Source organism: Pseudomonas sp. KD5 (genome assembly GCF_012932895.1).
Taxonomy (GTDB): Bacteria; Pseudomonadota; Gammaproteobacteria; order Pseudomonadales; family Pseudomonadaceae; genus Aquipseudomonas.
Genome location: NZ_JDWJ01000010.1, coordinates 260,164 through 279,456 on the forward strand (window position 1 = coordinate 260,164; position 19,293 = coordinate 279,456).

Genomic DNA, 19,293 nt, shown 5'->3' on the forward strand with positions numbered 1-19,293 from the left:
CGTTACTTCCACAGCTGGGCGGCAAACACTACAAGAATGCCGATGGGCGCCACATAGCGCATCAAAAACAGGGACAGGGCGAACAATACCGGGCTACGGATCGACAACTCGTCGCGCACCGCTTCACGCCCCATCACCCAGCCCGCAAACACCACGAAACACAAACCACCGAGTGGCAGCATGATCCGCGAGGTGAAGAAGTCGATCACACCAAAGAAGTCCAGGCCACCGGCCGCCCCCCATTGGTAGAGATGGAACATCCCGCCTTCGTTCACGAAAAACTTGGCTTCCTTCCAGATATTGAAAGAAAACACGGTACCCAGGCCGACGAACCAGCAGGTGAATGCCAGCCAGAAGGTGACCCAGGCGCGGCTGATTTTCGTGCGCTCAACCAGGTAAGCCACCATCGGTTCGAGCAGGGAAATCGCCGAACTCCAGGCCGCAATCGCCACCAGTACGAAGAACACTACGCCCATCAACTGGCCGAACGCCACGTTACCGAAGGCGAATGGCAGGCTGACGAACATCAGGCCTGGGCCTTCGCTCGGGTTCAGGCCGGCAGCGAATACAATCGGAAACAATGCCAGACCGGCCAACAGCGAAACGAAGGTATCGAGCAACGCCACACCGACGACGGTTCCGGAAATCGACGAGTGCTTCGGCATGTAGGCGCCGTAGATCATGATCGAGCCGACACCCACGCTCAGAGAGAAGAACGCGTGCCCCATGGCCGGCAGCAAGCCATCAAGCACCTTGTCCGGGTGGAAGTCGAACATGAAATGCACGCCCTCCATGAAGTGGCCGGTGGTCATGCTGTAACCCAGCAGGACAATCACCATCACGAACAGCAACGGCATCATGATCCGCAGGCTGCGCTCCAGCCCGGCGACCACACCCTTGGCGATCACCACTGCCGACAACAGCATGAAAATCGTGTGCCAAAGTGTCAGGCGCCATGGGTCGGCGATCACATTACCGAAGTATGCGCCGACCTGATCAGCCGTCACGCCCCGAAAGTCGCCACGGCCCATGTCGATGATGTAATCCAGCGACCAACCGCCAACCACACTATAGAAAGACAGAATCAGCAACGCCGTGATCATCCCGGCAAAGGCGCCCCAGGACCACTTCGCCGAATGCCCCGCGTCCAGCGCCAGGACCTTCAAGGCATTGGCCGGGCTCTGCCGCGCGCGCCGGCCGATCAGGGTTTCGGCCAGCATGACGGGCATACCGATCAGCGCGATACAGGCCAGGAACATCAGCACGAAGGCCCCGCCGCCATAGACGCCAACCATATAAGGGAATTTCCAGATACTCCCCAAACCCACGGCCGAACCGGTCGCGGCGAGTATGAAGACCCAGCGGCTAGCCCAACTGCCGTGGACAGAAACCTTGTCTGTCGACATCGTTATCACGCCCAAGCGTTCAAAAAAGAGGCCGCATTGTCCGGGATTCAATCAACCTGCTCAAGCACGTAGCGTCACCGTAGCCGACTCGCGCGCAACTCCCTATAATGCCGCCCCTATGGCTAAACAGAAGAAACACCCAACAGGGACCATCGCGCAAAATAAAAAGGCGCGACACGATTACTTCATCGAACATCGGTTCGAGGCTGGTCTGGTCCTGGCCGGCTGGGAAGTAAAAAGTCTGCGGGCAAGCAAGCTGCAACTGGTTGACAGTTACGTACTGCTCAAAGATGGCGAAGCCTGGCTGCTCGGCAGCCACATTACGCCTCTGACGACGGCCAGCACCCACGTTATCGCTGATCCGACCCGCACCCGAAAATTGCTGCTCAATCGGCGCGAGCTGGAAAAGCTGGCCGCTGCCGTGCAGCAAAAAGGTTACGCCTGCGTATGCCTGTCCTGGTACTGGAGCAAGCACATGGTCAAGTGCGAGATTGCTCTGGGCAAGGGTAAGAAGGAATACGACAAGCGTGATACCGAACGCGAACGCGACGCCGGCCGTGAATTGCAGCGTGCGGTGCGGAACAAGGGCAAGGAAGAGTAGTTCTCCGCCAGACCGCGGCATAGTGGCGAGGGAGCTTGCTCCCGCCGGGGTGCGAAGCGCCCCCTGGTTTGGCGGCATCAAGCCTGCTGGCGACTGCTGTGCAGCCGAACGGGAGCAAGCTCCCTCGCCACACTGAATCGCCTGTCACTACATCCCCTTGCGTCGCTCCGCCCGAGCCATGCGCTGCACTTCCTGACGCACCTCTTCCAGCACTTCCTGCACATACAAAATGTGCCGACTGGACACTTCTCGCGCCTCCTCCGCCCGCCCCTCAATAATCGCCTGGTACAACTCCCGGTGCTGCGCAATCAGCATGTCACGGGTTTCGACGCGCTGTTTGTACATGCCGCCAATGTTGGTCACCACGTTGCGCTTGAGCAGGTCGAACAGCCCGCGAATGGTGTGCAGCAACACTGCGTTATGGCTGGCCTCGGCGATCGCCAAGTGGAAATTCGCATCCGCCGCGCCCTCTTCCGCCCGACTCACTTCATCGTGGCGCGAATAGCAGTCCTGCAATTCGTCAAACGCCGCCGTCAGCCGCTCACGATCCACATCGGTGGCACGCAGTGCCGCGTAGTAAGCGCAGGATGCTTCCAGGGTATGGCGAAACTCCAGCAAATCGCGCTGGGCCTCGGGGTTGCTCTCCAGCAGGTGCAGCAATGGATCGCTGAACGTCGAGCCCAGGGATTCCACCACATAGTTGCCGCCGCCCTGACGACTGACCAGCAGCCCTTTGGCCACCAGTTTCTGAATCGCCTCACGCAACGAAGGGCGTGACACGCCGAACTGCTCGGCCAACGCACGCTCTGCCGGCAGGCGTTCGCCAGCCTTCAAGGTGCCCTCGAGAATCATCCCCTCGAGTTGCTCGACAATATCGTCAGACAAACGGCGTTGCCGAATCTGATCAAACCCCATCACTCAATTCTCCACGATCCCGGCGGCTCGCCGGGCTCTCTATTCTGGCCTATCGGCGCTGCGCCAGCACCTACCAGACGACGCTTGATCGAACAGATCAGATGCATTCTGCACCGCTCATTCGACAAAAGTTTTAGGGCGGCAAATTGACACACCGCCTCCAAGGCTTTTACCCTAGCCAACAGCGATTGTAAATTGGTCTTACCAATTATCCAAGAACGCTGACCAGTGCCTGACCAACAACAATTAGGGGCCACCCCATATGCAAACCTGGCAACAGCTCTACAGCCCGCTCGGCAGTCTCGGCGTGTCCGCACTCGCGGCCGTCATTCCCATCGTATTTTTCTTCCTGGCCTTGGCCGTGTTCCGCCTCAAAGGCCATGTGGCCGGCAGCATCACCCTGGCGTTGTCCATTGCCGTGGCAATCTTCGCTTTCCAGATGCCGGTCGATATGGCTTTCGCCGCCGCTGGATATGGCTTTGCCTACGGGCTGTGGCCGATTGCGTGGATCATCGTGGCAGCGGTGTTCCTCTACAAACTGACGGTCAAGAGTGGCCAGTTCGAAGTGATCCGCAGCTCGGTGCTGTCGATCACCGACGACCAGCGCCTGCAAGTGCTGCTGATCGGCTTCTGCTTCGGCGCGTTCCTGGAAGGTGCCGCCGGTTTCGGCGCACCGGTAGCGATTACCGCCGCATTGCTGGTTGGACTGGGCTTCAACCCGCTGTACGCCGCCGGCCTGTGCCTGATCGCCAACACCGCGCCGGTGGCCTTCGGCGCCTTGGGGATTCCGATCATCGTCGCCGGGCAAGTCACCGGCATCGACGCGTTCAAGATCGGCGCCATGACCGGTCGCCAGCTGCCGTTGCTGTCGCTGTTCGTGCCGTTCTGGCTGGTGTTCATGATGGACGGCCTGCGCGGCGTTCGGGAAACCTGGCCAGCTGCGCTGGTGGCCGGTTTGAGTTTTGCCATCACCCAATACTTCACCTCGAACTTCATTGGCCCGGAACTGCCGGACATCACCTCGGCGCTGGTCAGCCTGATTTCCCTGACGCTGTTCCTGAAAATCTGGCAGCCAAAACGCGCTGCGGGCGCGCACATCGTCGGCGCAGTCTCGGCTTCCGTGGTGGCCAGCACCGGTGGTTTCGGCCAACCGCGCACCACCGTGGCTTCGCCTTACAGCCTGGGGGAAATTTTCAAAGCCTGGTCGCCGTTCCTGATCCTCACCGTATTGGTCACCATCTGGACGCTGAAACCGTTCAAAGCCATGTTCGCTGCCGGTGGCTCGATGTATGGCTGGGTGTTCAACTTCGCGATCCCGCACCTGGATCAAATGGTGATCAAGGTCGCGCCGATCGTAACCAACCCGACAGCGATTCCGGCAGTGTTCAAACTCGATCCGGTTTCCGCGACCGGCACGGCGATTTTCTTCTCCGCGCTGATCTCGATGCTGGTGCTGAAGGTCAACATTAAAACTAGTCTGACCACTTTAAAGGAGACGTTCTACGAACTGCGCTGGCCGATTTTGTCCATCGGCATGGTGCTGGCCTTCGCCTTCGTCACCAACTACTCAGGCATGTCGTCCACCATGGCTCTGGTATTGGCAGGCACCGGTGCGGCGTTCCCGTTCTTCTCGCCATTCCTCGGCTGGCTCGGTGTGTTCCTGACCGGTTCCGATACCTCGTCTAACGCGCTGTTCAGTTCGCTGCAAGCCACCACCGCGCACCAGATCGGCGTCAACGACACCCTGTTGGTGGCGGCGAACACCAGCGGCGGGGTGACCGGCAAAATGATCTCGCCGCAATCGATCGCCGTGGCCTGCGCCGCGACCGGGCTGGTGGGCAAAGAATCGGATCTGTTCCGCTTCACCCTCAAGCACAGCCTATTCTTTGCAACGATCGTCGGCCTGATCACCTTGGCTCAGGCTTACTGGTTCACCGGCATGCTGGTGCACTAAGCACTACACGCCACACGGAAAAAACCGACGCTGGGTTACGCCCCCGGCGTCAGCTATTCACAACCGGGTCTGCAAGGCTGCTGAAAGCTTCTCTCTCTATATTCAGCAGCCTCAGCGGACGGATAACCGGGACCACCCGGAGACACGCCTGATGAGCGAGCTTTTTTACAACGCTGTGCCGAACGCGACCCGCGTCGCCCCGCCACTGCCTGAACCTCGGCAATACCCCAGCGAAAAACCGTCACGGGTGTACCTGTTCGGGACCTGCGTGGTGGATCTGTTCTACCCCGAAGCCGGGATGGACGCGATCCACCTGCTGGAACGCGAGGGCATTCGTGTCGAATACCCGCAAGGGCAAAGCTGCTGCGGGCAACCGGCCTACACCTCGGGTTACACCGAACAGGCCCGGACCGTGGCGCGTTCGCAACTGGCGTTGTTTGCCGGGGATTATCCGGTGGTGGTGCCGTCGGGCTCTTGCGCGGGCATGTTGCGCGAACACTATGCCGACCTGTTCAAGGACGAGCCGCAAACGCTGAAACAGGTTCAAGCCCTCGCGGCACGGACTTACGAACTCGCCGAGTTCCTGCTGTTTGTCTGCAAGGTGCAGCTCAAGGACAGCGGCGAACCGGTGAAAGTGGCGTTGCACACGTCGTGCTCGGCACGCCGTGAAATGAACACCCACTTGCATGGCCGTGAGTTGTTGGCGCAGCTGAGCAACGTGGAGCGCGTCGACCACAGCCACGAAAGTGAATGCTGTGGCTTTGGTGGGACTTTCAGCGTCCGTATGCCGGATATTTCCGGCGCGATGGTGGCTGACAAGACCCGTGCGTTGAAGGAATCCGGCGCGCACAAGGTACTCAGTGCCGACTGCGGCTGCCTGATGAACATCAACGGCTCGTTGGAGAAACAGCAGGAGGCGTTGCGCGGTCAGCATCTGGCCAGCTTCCTTTGGCAGCGAACCGGAGGTGCCCGATGAGCAGCTCCACGATTATTCCTACGGTCGCCGTAGAAGAAGATTTTCGCAGCCGGGCTCACAAGGCTTTGGCTGACACGCAATTGCGAAACAACTTTCGCAGCGCGATGGATTCACTGATGAACAAACGGGCAGCGTCCTTCAGCGATGCCCATGAAAGAGAACATTTGCGAGCGCTGGGCAATGCCGTCCGCGCCCGTGCGTTATCCAAGTTGCCCGACCTGCTCGAGCAGCTTGAACAGAACCTGACCCGCAACGGTGTGACAGTGCACTGGGCGGAAACGGTGGACGAAGCCAATGGCATCGTCTTGTCGATCATCCGCGCTCACGAGGGGCGGCAAGTGATCAAGGGCAAATCGATGGTCAGCGAAGAGATGGAGATGAACCATGTCCTCGAAGCTCAAGGCATTGAATGCCTGGAGTCGGACATGGGTGAATACATCGTCCAGCTCGACCACGAGAAGCCTTCACACATCATTATGCCGGCGATCCACAAGAATGCCGGTCAGGTCGCGTCCTTGTTCCACGACAAACTTGGCGTGGAGTACACCAAGGACGTTGACCAACTCATTCAGATCGGTCGCAAAGTCTTGCGGCAGAAATTCTTCGAAGCCGACATCGGCGTCTCCGGCGTCAACTTCGCCGTGGCCGAAACCGGCACCTTGCTGCTGGTGGAAAACGAAGGCAACGGGCGGATGACCACCACGGTGCCGCCAGTGCACATCGCCGTCACCGGCATCGAAAAAGTCGTGGAAAACCTGCGCGACGTGGTCCCACTCCTGTCGCTGCTGACCCGCTCGGCCCTGGGCATCCCGATCACCACCTACGTCAACATGATCTCCGGCCCGCGCAAGGAACATGAACTCGACGGCCCACAGGAAGTGCACCTGGTGCTGCTGGACAACGGTCGCAGCCAGGCATTTGCCGACAGCGAATTACGCCAGACCCTGAACTGCATCCGCTGCGGCGCTTGTATGAATCATTGCCCGGTCTACACCCGAATCGGCGGTCATGCCTACGGCGAGGTTTACCCTGGGCCTATCGGAAAAATCATCACCCCGCACATGGTCGGTCTGGCGAAAGTCCCCGACCACCCGAGTGCCTCGTCGTTATGCGGCGCCTGCGGTGAAGTCTGTCCGGTAAAAATTCCGATCCCTGCATTGCTGCGTCGCCTGCGGGAAGAAAACGTCAAAGCGCCGGACAGCCCGCATCAAGTGATGCGCGGTCAGGGCAGCAAGTATTCGCGCAAAGAACGATTTATCTGGAACGCCTGGGCCAGGCTCAACAGTTCGCCAACGCTTTATCGCCTGTTCGGCTTCTTCGCCACTCGCCTGCGAGCGCTGACACCGAGCAACGTCGGCCCATGGACCCAGAACCACAGCGCACCGAAACCCGCGGCCCGCTCACTGCATGACATGGCCCGCGAGCATCTGGCCAAACAAGGGGACCATTGATGAGCGCCAAGCAAAATATCCTCGCCAAGTTGCGCAACAGTCTGACGGGCACCACGCCGGTGGCTGACAACTTCGATGTCGAACTGGTGACCGAGCCCTACACCTACACGCCGGAACAACGCATTTCGCAACTGCGCAAACTGATGGAAGCGGTGCACACCGAAATCCATCTGACGTCCAAAGAAGGCTGGCCCGAACTGCTGGCGCAACTGCTGCAGACTCGCCAGCTGCCGAGCCTGCTGATTGCGCCGACGACGCCCCACGGGCAACGCATCACCGAGCATTGGGCGAAAAACCCTGGCCTGCCAGCGCTCAAAGCCTACAACCGCCCGGTCGAGGAATGGAAAGCCGAGTTGTTCAACGACACCCCGGCCAGCCTGACCACCACCCTCGGTGCGATCGCCGCGACCGGTAGCCTGATTCTCTGGCCGACGCGGGAAGAACCGCGCTTGATGAGCCTGGTGCCGCCGGTGCATTTCGCCCTGCTCAAGGCCAGTGAAATCCGCGACAACTTCTATCAGGTGCAGCAGGAATTCGAATGGGCCCAAGGCATGCCGACCAACGCCTTGCTGGTGTCCGGCCCGTCGAAGACTGCCGACATCGAGCAAGTGCTGGCTTACGGTGCCCACGGCCCGAAAGACTTGGTGGTGTTGATCCTGGAGGACCAATGAGTCTACCGGCGGCTTTTCTGCGCGATGCGCAGCAACTGATTCCTGAAGTACGACGTTTCGACGATCCACTGTCGACCCTGGCCTTCGGCACCGACGCCAGTTTCTACCGGCTGATTCCAAAACTGGTGATCCGCGTCGAGTCCGAAGATGAAGTGGTGGCGCTGCTCAAACTGGCGCAACGGGACCACGTCCCGGTGACCTTCCGCGCCGCCGGCACCAGCCTGTCTGGCCAGGCCATCAGTGACTCGGTGCTGATCGTGCTGGGGGATAACTGGAACGGTCGCGAGATCCGTGGCCAGGGCACGCAAATCCGCCTGCAACCCGGCGTGATCGGCGCGCAGGCCAATGCGTGGCTGGCACCGTTCGGACGCAAGATCGGCCCGGATCCGGCGTCGATCAATGCCTGCAAAATCGGCGGCATCGTCGCCAACAATGCCAGCGGCATGTGCTGCGGCACAGCGCAAAATACCTATCACACCCTGGCCGGGATTCGTCTGGTGCTGGCCGATGGCAGCCGACTCGATACCGAAGACGCCAGCAGTATTGCGGCGTTCCGAAAGAGTCACGCCGAATTGCTGGAGCGCCTGGCGACGTTGGGCCGCGAGACCCGCGCCAATGCCGAACTGGCTGCGAAAATTCGCCACAAATACCGCCTGAAAAATACCACCGGGCTGTCACTCAATGCCCTGGTGGATTTCGACGAGCCTGTGGATATCTTGAGCCACTTGCTGGTGGGTTCCGAAGGCACGCTGGGGTTCATCAGCGCGGTGACCTACGACACGGTGATCGACCACCCGAACAAGGCGTCGGCGCTGATTGTGTTCCCGGACGTGGAAACCTGCTGCAACGCCGTCACCGTCCTGAAAAGCCAACCGGTGTCGGCCGTGGAACTGCTGGACCGTCGCAGCCTGCGCTCAGTGCAGGACAAACCCGGCATGCCGGCTTTCGTACAACAACTGTCGTCTAATGCCTGCGCTCTGCTGATCGAATCCCGCGCCGCCTCTTCCACGTTGCTGCAGGAACAACTGGCGCAAATCATGGCGTCGTTGACCGGCTTTCCGGTAGAGAAACAAGTCGACTTCACCGAAGACCCTGTGGAAAACGCCCGGCTCTGGGCGATCCGCAAGGACACCTTCCCCGCCGTCGGCGCGGTGCGCAAAACCGGCACCACGGTGATCATCGAAGACGTGACCTTCCCGGTCGAACAACTGGCCATCGGCGTGAACCGCTTGATCGAGCTGTTCGACACACATCACTACGACGAAGCGATCCTTTTCGGACACGCTCTGGAAGGCAATCTGCACTTCGTCTTCACCCAAGGCTTCAACAGCGCGGAAGAAATCGCACGTTACCAGGCGTTCATGGACGACGTAGCGCAGTTGGTGGCCGTGGAATTCGGCGGTTCGCTGAAAGCCGAACACGGCACGGGGCGCAACATGGCGCCCTTCGTCGAACTGGAATGGGGCAGCGACGCCTACCAGTTGATGTGGCAGCTCAAACGCCTGCTCGACCCCAACGGCATCCTCAACCCGGACGTGGTGCTCAGCGACGATCCGCAGATCCACCTCAAACACCTGAAGCCGCTGCCCGCCGCCGATGAGATTGTGGATAAGTGCATCGAATGCGGTTTCTGCGAACCAGTGTGCCCGTCGAAAGGCCTGACGCTGAGCCCACGCCAGCGCATCGTGATCTGGCGTGACATCCAGGCGAAGAAACGCGCCGGCATGGACACCGCCGAACTGGAACAAGCCTACGAATATCAGGGCATCGATACCTGCGCCGCCACGGGCCTGTGTGCACAACGTTGCCCTGTAGGCATCAACACCGGCGAGCTGGTGAAAAAGCTCCGTAGCCGTAACGCGAGCCATACGAAAACCGCCAACTGGATTGAAGGCAATTTCGCCACTGCGTTACAAGGCGCGCGCTTCACCCTGCACGTCGCCAACGGTGCACGAATGCTGCTGGGGGCACCACGTTTGGCGAAGCTTTCGGCAACATTGACCCGCTTGTCCAAAGGCCAGGTTCCGCAATGGACCAACGCCATGCCACAACCGGAAAAGGCCATTCGCTTCAGCCCGAGCGTGTCGGACAAACGCCCTCGGGTGGTGTACCTCGCGGCCTGCGTGTCGCGGGTCATGGGCCCCGCGGCGGGTGATAAAGAGCAAATGTCGCTGTACGACAAAACCCGTGGCCTGCTGGAAAAAGCCGGCTACCAGGTCGTCTTCCCAGACAATCAGGACAACCTCTGCTGTGGCCAGCCATTCGCGTCCAAGGGCTATGCCGAACAGGCCGAACACAAACGTCAGGAACTGATCGGCGCGCTGCTGCACGCCAGCCGCGGCGGGCTCGACCCGATCTACTGCGACACCAGCCCCTGCACGCTGCGGCTGGTTCAGGACCTGGGCGACGTACGACTGGACCTGTACGACCCGGTGCGTTTCATCCGCACTCACTTGATGGATCGACTGGACTTCACCCCGCAGGAAGCGCCGATCGCGGTGCACGTCACGTGCAGCACGCAGCATCTAGGCGAGAGCCAGGCGTTGATCGATCTGGCGCGCAAATGCAGTAAAAACGTGGTCATTCCGGAAGGCATTCACTGCTGTGGTTTTGCCGGTGACAAGGGTTTCACTAACCCAGAGCTGAACGCTCATTCGTTACGCACGCTGAAAGACGCGGTACAGCAATGCAGCGAAGGGATCTCCACCAGCCGCACCTGTGAGATTGGTCTGACACGACACGGTGGAATTGACTACCACGGGCTGGTTTATCTGGTGGATCGAGTGACCCGGGCTAGAGCGGTCTGACACCGAAGCACAAAAAGAAGGGGCATTAACGCCTAATGCACAAACCCGCTCCCACAGGGATTGTGCGTTAGGCGTCATTGCCCCTGTTTCGCACCCTCCTCCCGGAAAATCTTTCACTCCCTCGCAAGCGAAAACAGAACCCTTGCACGCCATCACAGTCCATTTGTTAAGCCCCAATCAGCGTGGCCCAATCCCCACCCCCGTTCCAGGAGATACCCATGAAGCGTTCCGCCCTGGCTGGACTGCTCATCGCTGCAACAATGCTGGCCTCCTCCGCATACGCCTCAAACGATAGCGATCAATGCGTAATGAAGCTCCAGGAGGTCAACAGTAAGCTGTCCAGCGCAGCCACGCTGGACGCCGCCACCAAAGGTGTCGTCGTCACCAAAGCCGAACAAGCCAAGGCCGCCCACGCCTCCAACAACGACAGAGAGTGTGTTTCCCTGGCGCAGCAAGCGCTTCAGGACATTCAAAGCCACATGAATAGCCATTAGGGCCAGGCCAGATAACATGCAGGTAAGGACAGAAGGTCGACTCGCCGCGCGTATTGGCGTACACTTCGCTTACCTGCTGGTTACACACAGCAGGTTCGGGGCCGCTTTGGATTCGACGCCGGTTGCGAAACTTTAGGTGCATGCCGACTTGGTAACAGAAGTCGTAAATCCACTGTTGCAACTTCCTATAGTTGCCAATGACGAAACCTACGGGGAATACGCTCTCGCTGCGTAAGCAGCCTTAGCCCTTCCCTCCTGGTACCTTCGGGTCCAGCAATCATCAGGGGATGTCTGTAAACCCAAAGTGATTGTCATATAGAACAGAATCGCCGTGCAGTACGTTGTGGACGAAGCGGCTAAAACTTACACAACTCGCCCAAAGCACCCTGCCCGTCGGGTCGCTGAGGGTTAACTTAATAGACACGGCTACGCATGTAGTACCGACAGCGGAGTACTGGCGGACGGGGGTTCAATTCCCCCCGGCTCCACCACTTCAACGAAAAAAGACGTCCACGGACGTCTTTTTTTGTGCCTGAAATCCATCAATGAAATCTGGTTCGCCCCTCTTGTGCGAGCCTATCCTCAAGCATTAACAAAGCCCGTCTTGCGCGGGCCTTGTTGCATCTGGGATTTTGTCTATCGCGTGCATGCTCAAGGCGCGGGGGCCAACGCCATATCAGCTCGCCCAACGCCCGGCACCTCGACGGGACTTGCACAGGCGACAAAATCCTCCTTGCGTAACAGCACCAGCGCAATCAACGACACCACCCCCGTGCCTATGTAAAAGTACCAGGGCGACGTAATGTCTCCGGTCACCTTGATCAGCCAGGTAGAAATCAACGGTGCGCTACCACCGAATACCGCCACCGGAATGTTGTACGCCACCGCGATACCGGTGGAGCGGATTCGGGTGGGCAACAACTCACTCATTAATGCATAAGTCGACGAGGCATACAGGCCGAACAGGATGGCCACCGACATCAACGGGTAGATAAACGAAGCAGGCGTCGCCGTGGGGGCCGATTTGAAGAGCCAGTACATCGCCAGGGTGGCCAGGGTGCCGACCACCAACAGAAACGGCTTACGCCCGTTTCTATCCGTGAACGCACCGCCAAATGGCATGACGACTGCGGCCGATAAGCTGGCAACGAAGACGTAGAGCAAGGTCGTGCCGCTGTCGAACTTGAGAATGCTCGACATGTAGGTCGAGACAAAGGTCAGCACCAGATAGAAGATCGAGCTGTGCAGAGTAATGATGAAGAACACCAGGGCAATCGCCCGTTTCCACTGCCAGACTTCTCGCAGAGGCGCCTTGGAGGTTTCCCCCGCGCGCTGCAATGCCAGGAACTCGGGACTGTCTTCAAGCTTCAGGCGAATGTACATCGAGATCAGGCCCAGAGGCGCCGCAATCAAAAACGGAATGCGCCAACCCCAGGCTTGCATCAGGTCAGCGCCCATGACCCAAGTCATGCCGTTGGCCACGGCACCGCCCAGTAACAGTCCGAGCACCGCCGTTACCATCAACCAGCATGTGGCGAAGCCGCGTCGCCCAGGCCCGGCGTACTCGGAGATGAAGCTGGTGATGGTGCCGATTTCGCCGCCGGCCGAGAAGCCCTGTACACAGCGGATCAACACCAGAATGATCGGCGCTGCAATCCCTATCGAGGCATAGGTCGGCAGCAACCCCAGCAAGAAGGTTGAACCGGCCATCATCACCAGTACGGTGATCAGGGTTTTGCGCCGACCGATCTTGTCCGCCAGCGGACCGAAGAACAGCCCTCCCAGAGGCCGGATGAAAAAGCTCAAGGCAAAAGCCGCAAAACTGGCGAGCAGGCTGGTAGTCGGGTCATCAGAGACGAAGAACGCCTTGCCGATATAGACGGCGAGAAAACCATAGACGCCGTAGTCGTACCACTCGATCAGGTGGCCGGACGTTGCACCGATAAACGCCCGACGCCGTTGCCGGGCCGGGTTTTTCTGTTGAATGCCCACGTGAGGGACTCCTGTCTGATTTTATCCATGGGAAACACAACTCAGGGAACTGCAGTGCCGTTCGCGACCTCCTTCAACCAGAGGCGCAGCTCGGTCTTGAGGATCTTGCCGTAACTGTTCTTGGGCAGCTCCGTGCAAAATACGTACTTCTTCGGTTTTTTGAATGACGCCATGCGTTCGACGAACCATGCGTTGAGCAAAGATTCATCGAGCGATCCTGCTGTACGGGGAACGACGAACGCTACCACCATTTCCCCCCACTGCACATCAGGCTCGCCAACCACACAGACTTCAAATACTTCCGGGTGCTGCGACAACACTTCTTCTACTTCCCGAGGGTACACATTGCAGCCGCCGGAAATGATCACATCCTTGGAGCGATCGGTGAGCGTCAGATAACCCGCGTGATCAAGAAAGCCAATGTCGCCGGTTAACAGCCAGCCATCCACCAAGGTCTGGCGAGTCGCCGCGTCGTTGCGCCAGTAGCCTTGCATGACGGTGGGACCACGCACGGCGATTTCCCCTGACTGGCCGGGAGGCAACGGCCGGTGCTCAGGGTCCAGAATCCTGATCTCCATGCACGAATGTGCCCGCCCCACGGAAGCTGCCAGAGACGCCCAGTCGGGACGGTTTCGATCCGCGATCAACTCACGCGACAACGCGCTGATCGTCATCGGGCTCTCCCCCTGACCATAGATCTGCACCAGCCGCGCGCCAAAGGTCTCGACCGCTTCTTGCAGATCCTTCAGGTACATCGGCGCGCCGCCGTAGACAATGGTTTTGATCCCGTCGCCGCCGTAGCCTTGGCGCCGAGCCTGTTCAACCATGCGCTTGACCATGGTTGGCGCGGCGAACAACATGAGATCGCCCAGCCCGCTCGCCAGCTCGAACAGCTCGTCGGCCTTGAAACCACGGGATTCGGGGACAACATGACGAGCCCCGCAACGCACATGGATAAAGTTGTAGAGGCCGGCGCCATGGGACATCGGGGCCGCGTACACCACTGCATCATCCGGACTGACCGGATCAACGTCGAGCGGATAACACAGCGACATGGCCGTCAGGTTGCCGTGGGATAGCATCACCCCCTTGGATCGCCCGGTGGTGCCGGAGGTGTAGAACAGCCAGGCAAGGTCATCGGCATCACGAGAGCAAGGATCTTCCAACGTCGTCGCATCGAACGAAGCACACACCACACTGTCCGCTTCATTCAGTTCACAACAGCCCTGCGGCAACATCTCGGGCGGGAACACCTTACCGCCCTCGGTGAAGATCAGACGGGCTTGCGCATCGTTGGCGATCCAGCCAGCTTCAACAGGGTGCAGCTTGCAGTTGATCGGCACCGCGACCGCGCCAATCCACCAGATGCAATAGAGTAATTCGAGGTATTCGCAACTGTTCTTCATGAACAGCGCCACACGGTCGCCGGGCGCAATGCCGTGCTCGCCTATGAGCTGCGCGGCACGACTACGAACATGAGCGGCAAACGTGGCGTAGTCGGCGACTTGCCGCTGCCCCTCAAATAACGCTGGACGTTCTGGCCAGCGTCGGCCGGCGTCGTTCAGCCAGTTGGCAATGTTCATGCTCAAGCCCTGTGAGCCTGAAGCACCGAGGCATAATTGGCGACCGCCATGCCACCCATATTGAACAACAGACCGAACTCGGGGTTCGGCACGGCCAGGCCGACAGGCTCGCCCGTCAACTGCCAAAAGGCCATAGCGTGCATCGATACCCCCGTGGCGCCCACTGGATGCCCCTTGGCCTTGAGCCCGCCAGACAGGTTCACCGGCAAACGCCCGCCCGCCCGCACAGTACCGTCATCCAGAGCTCGGTGCCCCTCGCCTTTGGGGGCCAGACCCATGGCTTCGTAGATCAGCAGTTCGGCAATGGTGAAACAGTCATGGACCTCGGCAAAACTCAGATCGCCCAAGGTGACATTAGCCCCGCGCAAAGCCGAATGGATCGCACGCCGAGGACCTTCAAACGCGATGATGTCACGCTGGGCAATCGGCAGGAAATCGTTGACTTGAGCCACCGAGCGAATCAGCACCTCACGGCGAAACTGGCTGGCTCGCCTGGACGAGGCAAGCACAATGGCGGCAGCCCCATCGCTGATCAGCGAACAGTCGGTCAGACGCAGCGCCTGCGCCACATACGGATTGGTTTTGGACACATTGTTGCAATGTTCGAAATCCATGACCCGGTGCATCTGCGCCAAGGGATTGGCCATGGCGTTGGAGTGGTTTTTGGTGGCGATGGCGGCCATTGATGCCATCGGGCACTGGTAGCGGTCACGGTACTGTTGCGCAGCCAGGCCGAACAACTGCGGAAAACTGAGCCCGGCCTCTTGGGCGTCGTTCTGATAACCGGCACCGGCCAGGGCCTTGGTGACCTCGGCTGTAGAGTTGGAAGTCATCTTCTCGGCGCCCACGATCAACACCAGCTCAGCAGAGCCTGAGAGAATCGCGTTGATCCCCGCGTGAATCGCCGCCGAGCCCGAGGCGCAGGCGTTTTCACAGCGTGTGGCAGGCTTGAAGCGCAAGCCTTCGTCGGCTTGCAGCATCAATGAAGCGGGAAAACCATCCGCAACCATCCCCGAATTGAAATGCCCGAGGAACAGGGCGTCAATTTCTGAGGCGTCGATGGCGGCATCCGCCAGGGCTTCGCGGGTAACCTGCACGATAAGGTCTTCCAGCGTAGAACCGTCCAGACGACCAAAACGGGAGTGAGCGGCAGCGACGATGGAAACGGAATGGGGCATGGTGATTTTCTTCTGTGCGTGGATCAGGTATTCATTACAATGACCTACCGCCCGGATCACTCGCTAGTTCGTACAACTACGTACTCGCATAAGTAACCGCACTGACCCACGGTATCGTTAGTAAGGGATTGTTAGTCAAGGCAGGATGCCCAATGACCGTCTTCGCAAAGCAACTCAAAGACCTTGAACGTCTGGCGTTCCAGGTGTCACCCGCCCCGCAGCTCATCACCGGCAACCGCGTGATGCTCGACTGCAACGAGGCATTTCTGGAGCTGTTCGGTTACGCTCGCGAGGAGCTTCTGGGTCATCTGACCCTGCTGATCTACCCCTCCCAGGCGGACTACAAGGCCATTGGCAACCGCAGCCAGAACTGGTTGCTCAACAGCCAGAGCGGCTCCTACTCCGATGAACGCTTCATGCAACATAAAAACGGCGAGGTGTTCTGGGCCAGGTCCCACGGCTATACCCTGACTCTGGACGATCCGTTCAAACTGATGGTCTGGCACTTCGAACGCATGGACCGACCGCACTACGCGACGGTAAACCTCACGCCCCGCGAACGAGAAATCTCGATGCACATCGTCAATGGACTGACCTGCAAGGAAGTGGCAAAAAAACTGGCGATTTCCCACAGAACCGTGGAAGTCCATCGCGCACGCCTAATGAGAAAGCTACAGGCCAAGAACAGCGCGGAGCTGGTTTCGAAGATTATTGTTGTGAGTTGACGGGCAAGTAATAGAGAGAAGTTCTTTGCCTGACAGATTCGTACTCACCGTCCTAGGAAATTTCCCGCAACCCGTAGCGGCTTCCATGAACTGACCACCGATCTGGCTGACCATCTCGAAGGCTCGCATCGCAACGTGGCCTTGGCGATGCAACAACTGGCGGTGCTGGCCGAGATGTTGATCAATCGAGCGCTGGATAACCTCGATTCACCCATGCCGACGATCGAGCCCGTCTGCCACTGAGCAATCGCGCTCGTTGATCGAATGGAGGTTTTGTCATGGATCGATACATGCCGATCACCGGCATCGACTGCACTATCGCGTCGCTGCTGATCGACACCGAAGCGCCGCTGGATGTTCTGCATGAAACGGCGGCTTACCGCATCCGCACGGCGACTCAGTTGCTGGAGAGTTTCGCTGTGAACGAAGGCGTTCACAGCGAGCTGGCGCGGGTGTTGGTGACTTCGTTGCGCGATGGTTGCGATTTGCTGGATGTGGTGGGGCGGCGGTTGCAGAGGCAGGTTTCTGCGTCTTAACGAATCCGGCACAGGACATCGTTGCCGCGCGCCCAACGCAGAAAGGCATCTGACGAGAATATCGCAGGTGCCTTTTTTGTGGATTCGATTCAATGCGCTGTCGATGCATGACGAGTATCGTGTTTCTCAACATTGCCTTTTGCTACGGAACAGATGATGAACAAAAGCGTTTTATACGCCTTGGGTGCTGCAGCGCTGTTTGGTGCCAGTACACCGCTTGCCAAGGTCCTGGGGCTGAACGTTTCACCCGTCTTGCTCGCCGGTTTGCTTTACCTGGGAAGTGGCTTGGGTCTCACGGTCACCCGGCTGATCCGTGATCGCGGCTGGCAGCCTGTCGGTTTAACCCTTTCCGAATGGCCATGGCTCATTGGTGCTATCGCGTTCGGCGGCGTGCTGGGGCCGGTGTCTTTAATGTTCGGCCTTACCCTCACATCAGCTACCACTGCTTCGCTGTTGCTAAACCTTGAGGCGGTGTTGACCGCGCTGCTTGCCTGGATGGTGTTCAAGGAGAACGCCGACCGGCGGATCGTCGCTGGAATGATCGCAATCGTTGCCGGTGGTGTGCTCTTGGGTTGGCCTCAAACTTCCGCACAGATCCATGGTTGGGTTGGCCCGGTCGCCGTGGTGATTGCCTGTTTTTGTTGGGCCATCGATAACAACCTTACCCGGAAGGTTTCCGCATCGGATGCATTGTTCATCGCTGGCATCAAAGGATTGGTCGCCGGGGTCGTCAACTGCGCTATAGGGATTGCTCTTGGCATGCATCTCCCCGAGTTATCTCTATTGGGGCCAACGCTACTCGTAGGCTTTTTGGGCTACGGCGTTAGCCTGGTGCTATTCGTTTTGGCTTTGCGGGGGCTTGGCACCGCGCGCACAGGTGCGTACTTCTCTACTGCACCGTTCCTGGGGGCCGCTATTTCGATCCTGTTGTTAGGCGAAGCGGTGACGTGGGTGTTTTGGGTGGCTGCCGGCCTGATGGGGGTTGGCGTCTGGATACACCTGACCGAGAGCCATTCTCACGAGCACCAACACGATCCGCAAACACATGACCATCCGCATATTCACGATGCGCACCATCAACATGAACATGCCTTTGAGTGGGACGGCACTGAACCTCATAGCCATTTACACGACCACGCGCCCATTAAACACAGTCATCCGCACTTTCCCGATATCCATCACAGGCACCAACACTGAGCGACTGAGACGGCGCGGCAGTTGCTCAGGGCCAACAGTAGTGAAAAAGGATTTCTCTGACAGATTAGAACCACGTCATCCTGGGAATTTTCCTGCAACCCGTAGCGACTGCCATGAACTGGTGAACAACATTTCTGAAAGATAGTCTTCACCCTTCGCTGCGACCCTGCGGATGGTTTTAACAAGCCGAAATCACGTAAGGATCCCCAAACCAATGGAACGCCCTTATGAAAAAGATCACCCGAATCCCACTGAAAAATACGGCCACTTCACAGCCTGAAACTCTCGACCCAACCCAACAGCCCAAAACCACCGAGCGCGCTGTCAGCGCCCGCCGGCGCAACGTGAACAGGAACATCTTCAGCGTCCGCCCCGACGTCGACATGCCCACCCTGCTCGCTCACGCCAGCGAAACCCTGGCGTCCCTCAACGTCATGACGCTGGACTTTGCCGACCGACTCGAAGGCCCACAACGCAATGTGGCACTGGCGCTTCAGCAGTTGACGATGCTGACCGAGCTTTTGGTCAACCGAGCGAAGGATAACCTTGATCCGAACGCGTCGGTGGCCGCGGGAGAGCCTCCCGTTCTTCACTGAGTGATCGCGCTCGTTGATCGAATGGAGTCTTTACCGCTCCCCCAACACAAAAAGGTACCTGACGAGAATATCGCAGGTGCCTTTTTGGGCTTTGAATGGGTAGAGATGTTCTGTATGCGTGACAATTGAAGCTAAATGTTACTTATACGAGACAATGCAGTTTCATTTCATACCTTTGGTGAAGCTACGAACGACTGAAGCCATCCACATG

The 19,293-nt window shown here is 58.8% G+C and carries 16 protein-coding genes, 1 other RNA gene and 1 pseudogene; 13 read left to right on the forward strand and 5 right to left on the reverse strand.

The features are described 5' to 3' along the window. Window positions 1-2 precede the first annotated feature (2 nt). Window positions 3-1,406 (reverse strand): sodium-dependent transporter, encoded by a 1,404-nt coding sequence (locus AF70_RS22485; protein WP_019582460.1) that lies wholly within the window; start codon window positions 1,404-1,406, stop codon window positions 3-5. 118 nt (window positions 1,407-1,524) lie between these two features. Here AF70_RS22485 and smpB point away from each other — a divergent pair, with 118 nt between their 5' ends. Continuing rightward, a complete protein-coding gene (smpB, locus tag AF70_RS22490; protein WP_008029800.1) occupies window positions 1,525-2,007 on the forward strand; it encodes an SsrA-binding protein SmpB in 483 nt (160 codons plus the stop codon). Window positions 2,008-2,154: 147 nt separating this feature from the next. On the opposite strand, the gene AF70_RS22495 is transcribed toward smpB, so the two are convergent. Then, complete coding sequence (locus AF70_RS22495) at window positions 2,155-2,922, reverse strand: FCD domain-containing protein (protein ID WP_018929469.1); 768 nt, start codon at window positions 2,920-2,922, stop codon at window positions 2,155-2,157. A gap of 262 nt (window positions 2,923-3,184) precedes the next feature. Here AF70_RS22495 and AF70_RS22500 point away from each other — a divergent pair, with 262 nt between their 5' ends. The 7 genes from AF70_RS22500 to ssrA all read left to right on the forward strand — a co-directional run bounded on the left by AF70_RS22500 (window position 3,185) and on the right by ssrA (window position 11,766). Continuing rightward, window positions 3,185-4,876, forward strand: a complete 1,692-nt coding sequence (locus tag AF70_RS22500) for a lactate permease LctP family transporter (RefSeq protein ID WP_028939918.1) — start codon at window positions 3,185-3,187, stop codon at window positions 4,874-4,876. Between the two features lie 151 nt (window positions 4,877-5,027). Next, complete coding sequence (locus AF70_RS22505; RefSeq protein ID WP_018929467.1) at window positions 5,028-5,852, forward strand: (Fe-S)-binding protein; 825 nt, start codon at window positions 5,028-5,030, stop codon at window positions 5,850-5,852. Beyond that, window positions 5,849-7,303 carry a LutB/LldF family L-lactate oxidation iron-sulfur protein gene (locus tag AF70_RS22510; RefSeq protein WP_028939919.1) on the forward strand — a complete coding sequence of 485 codons (1,455 nt, stop codon included), beginning with the start codon at window positions 5,849-5,851 and terminating at the stop codon, window positions 7,301-7,303. The genes AF70_RS22505 and AF70_RS22510 overlap by 4 nt, the downstream gene beginning before the upstream one ends. Beyond that, on the forward strand, window positions 7,303-7,974 hold the full coding sequence (locus AF70_RS22515; protein ID WP_019582462.1) for a lactate utilization protein: 672 nt from the start codon (window positions 7,303-7,305) through the stop codon (window positions 7,972-7,974). The genes AF70_RS22510 and AF70_RS22515 overlap by 1 nt, the downstream gene beginning before the upstream one ends. Next, a complete protein-coding gene (locus AF70_RS22520) occupies window positions 7,971-10,781 on the forward strand; it encodes an FAD-binding and (Fe-S)-binding domain-containing protein (RefSeq protein ID WP_028939920.1) in 2,811 nt (936 codons plus the stop codon). The genes AF70_RS22515 and AF70_RS22520 overlap by 4 nt, the downstream gene beginning before the upstream one ends. 218 nt (window positions 10,782-10,999) lie before the next feature. Then, a complete protein-coding gene (locus AF70_RS22525; RefSeq protein ID WP_019582464.1) occupies window positions 11,000-11,275 on the forward strand; it encodes a hypothetical protein in 276 nt (91 codons plus the stop codon). A gap of 97 nt (window positions 11,276-11,372) precedes the next feature. Beyond that, window positions 11,373-11,766: a transfer-messenger RNA gene (gene ssrA / locus AF70_RS22530) on the forward strand. A 160-nt stretch (window positions 11,767-11,926) separates the two neighbouring features. On the opposite strand, the gene AF70_RS22535 is transcribed toward ssrA, so the two are convergent. The 3 genes from AF70_RS22535 to AF70_RS22545 are packed head-to-tail and all read right to left on the reverse strand — an operon-like array spanning window position 11,927 to window position 16,028. Beyond that, complete coding sequence (locus AF70_RS22535; protein WP_028939921.1) at window positions 11,927-13,267, reverse strand: MFS transporter; 1,341 nt, start codon at window positions 13,265-13,267, stop codon at window positions 11,927-11,929. Window positions 13,268-13,308: 41 nt separating this feature from the next. Then, on the reverse strand, window positions 13,309-14,850 hold the full coding sequence (locus AF70_RS22540) for a class I adenylate-forming enzyme family protein (RefSeq protein WP_028939922.1): 1,542 nt from the start codon (window positions 14,848-14,850) through the stop codon (window positions 13,309-13,311). Between the two features lie 2 nt (window positions 14,851-14,852). Beyond that, complete coding sequence (locus AF70_RS22545) at window positions 14,853-16,028, reverse strand: acetyl-CoA acetyltransferase (RefSeq protein WP_028939923.1); 1,176 nt, start codon at window positions 16,026-16,028, stop codon at window positions 14,853-14,855. A 152-nt stretch (window positions 16,029-16,180) separates the two neighbouring features. Here AF70_RS22545 and AF70_RS22550 point away from each other — a divergent pair, with 152 nt between their 5' ends. From AF70_RS22550 to AF70_RS22565, 5 genes and pseudogenes are all read left to right on the forward strand, one after another. Then, window positions 16,181-16,753: a LuxR C-terminal-related transcriptional regulator gene (locus AF70_RS22550; RefSeq protein ID WP_019582637.1), complete on the forward strand. Its 573-nt coding sequence runs from the start codon at window positions 16,181-16,183 to the stop codon at window positions 16,751-16,753. A 90-nt stretch (window positions 16,754-16,843) separates the two neighbouring features. Further along, a pseudogene (locus tag AF70_RS29900) lies at window positions 16,844-16,996 on the forward strand (DUF6124 family protein); the annotation flags it as partial. Window positions 16,997-17,031: 35 nt separating this feature from the next. Continuing rightward, window positions 17,032-17,289 (forward strand): hypothetical protein, encoded by a 258-nt coding sequence (locus AF70_RS22555; RefSeq protein WP_028939924.1) that lies wholly within the window; start codon window positions 17,032-17,034, stop codon window positions 17,287-17,289. Window positions 17,290-17,445: 156 nt separating this feature from the next. Beyond that, entirely contained in the window at window positions 17,446-18,486 is a 1,041-nt protein-coding gene (locus tag AF70_RS22560) for a DMT family transporter (protein WP_028939925.1), read from the forward strand. Window positions 18,487-18,713: 227 nt separating this feature from the next. Beyond that, the gene (locus tag AF70_RS22565) at window positions 18,714-19,082 is read left to right on the forward strand and encodes a DUF6124 family protein (protein ID WP_028939926.1); all 369 of its coding nucleotides are present in this window, start codon (window positions 18,714-18,716) and stop codon (window positions 19,080-19,082) included. Window positions 19,083-19,293 lie beyond the last annotated feature (211 nt).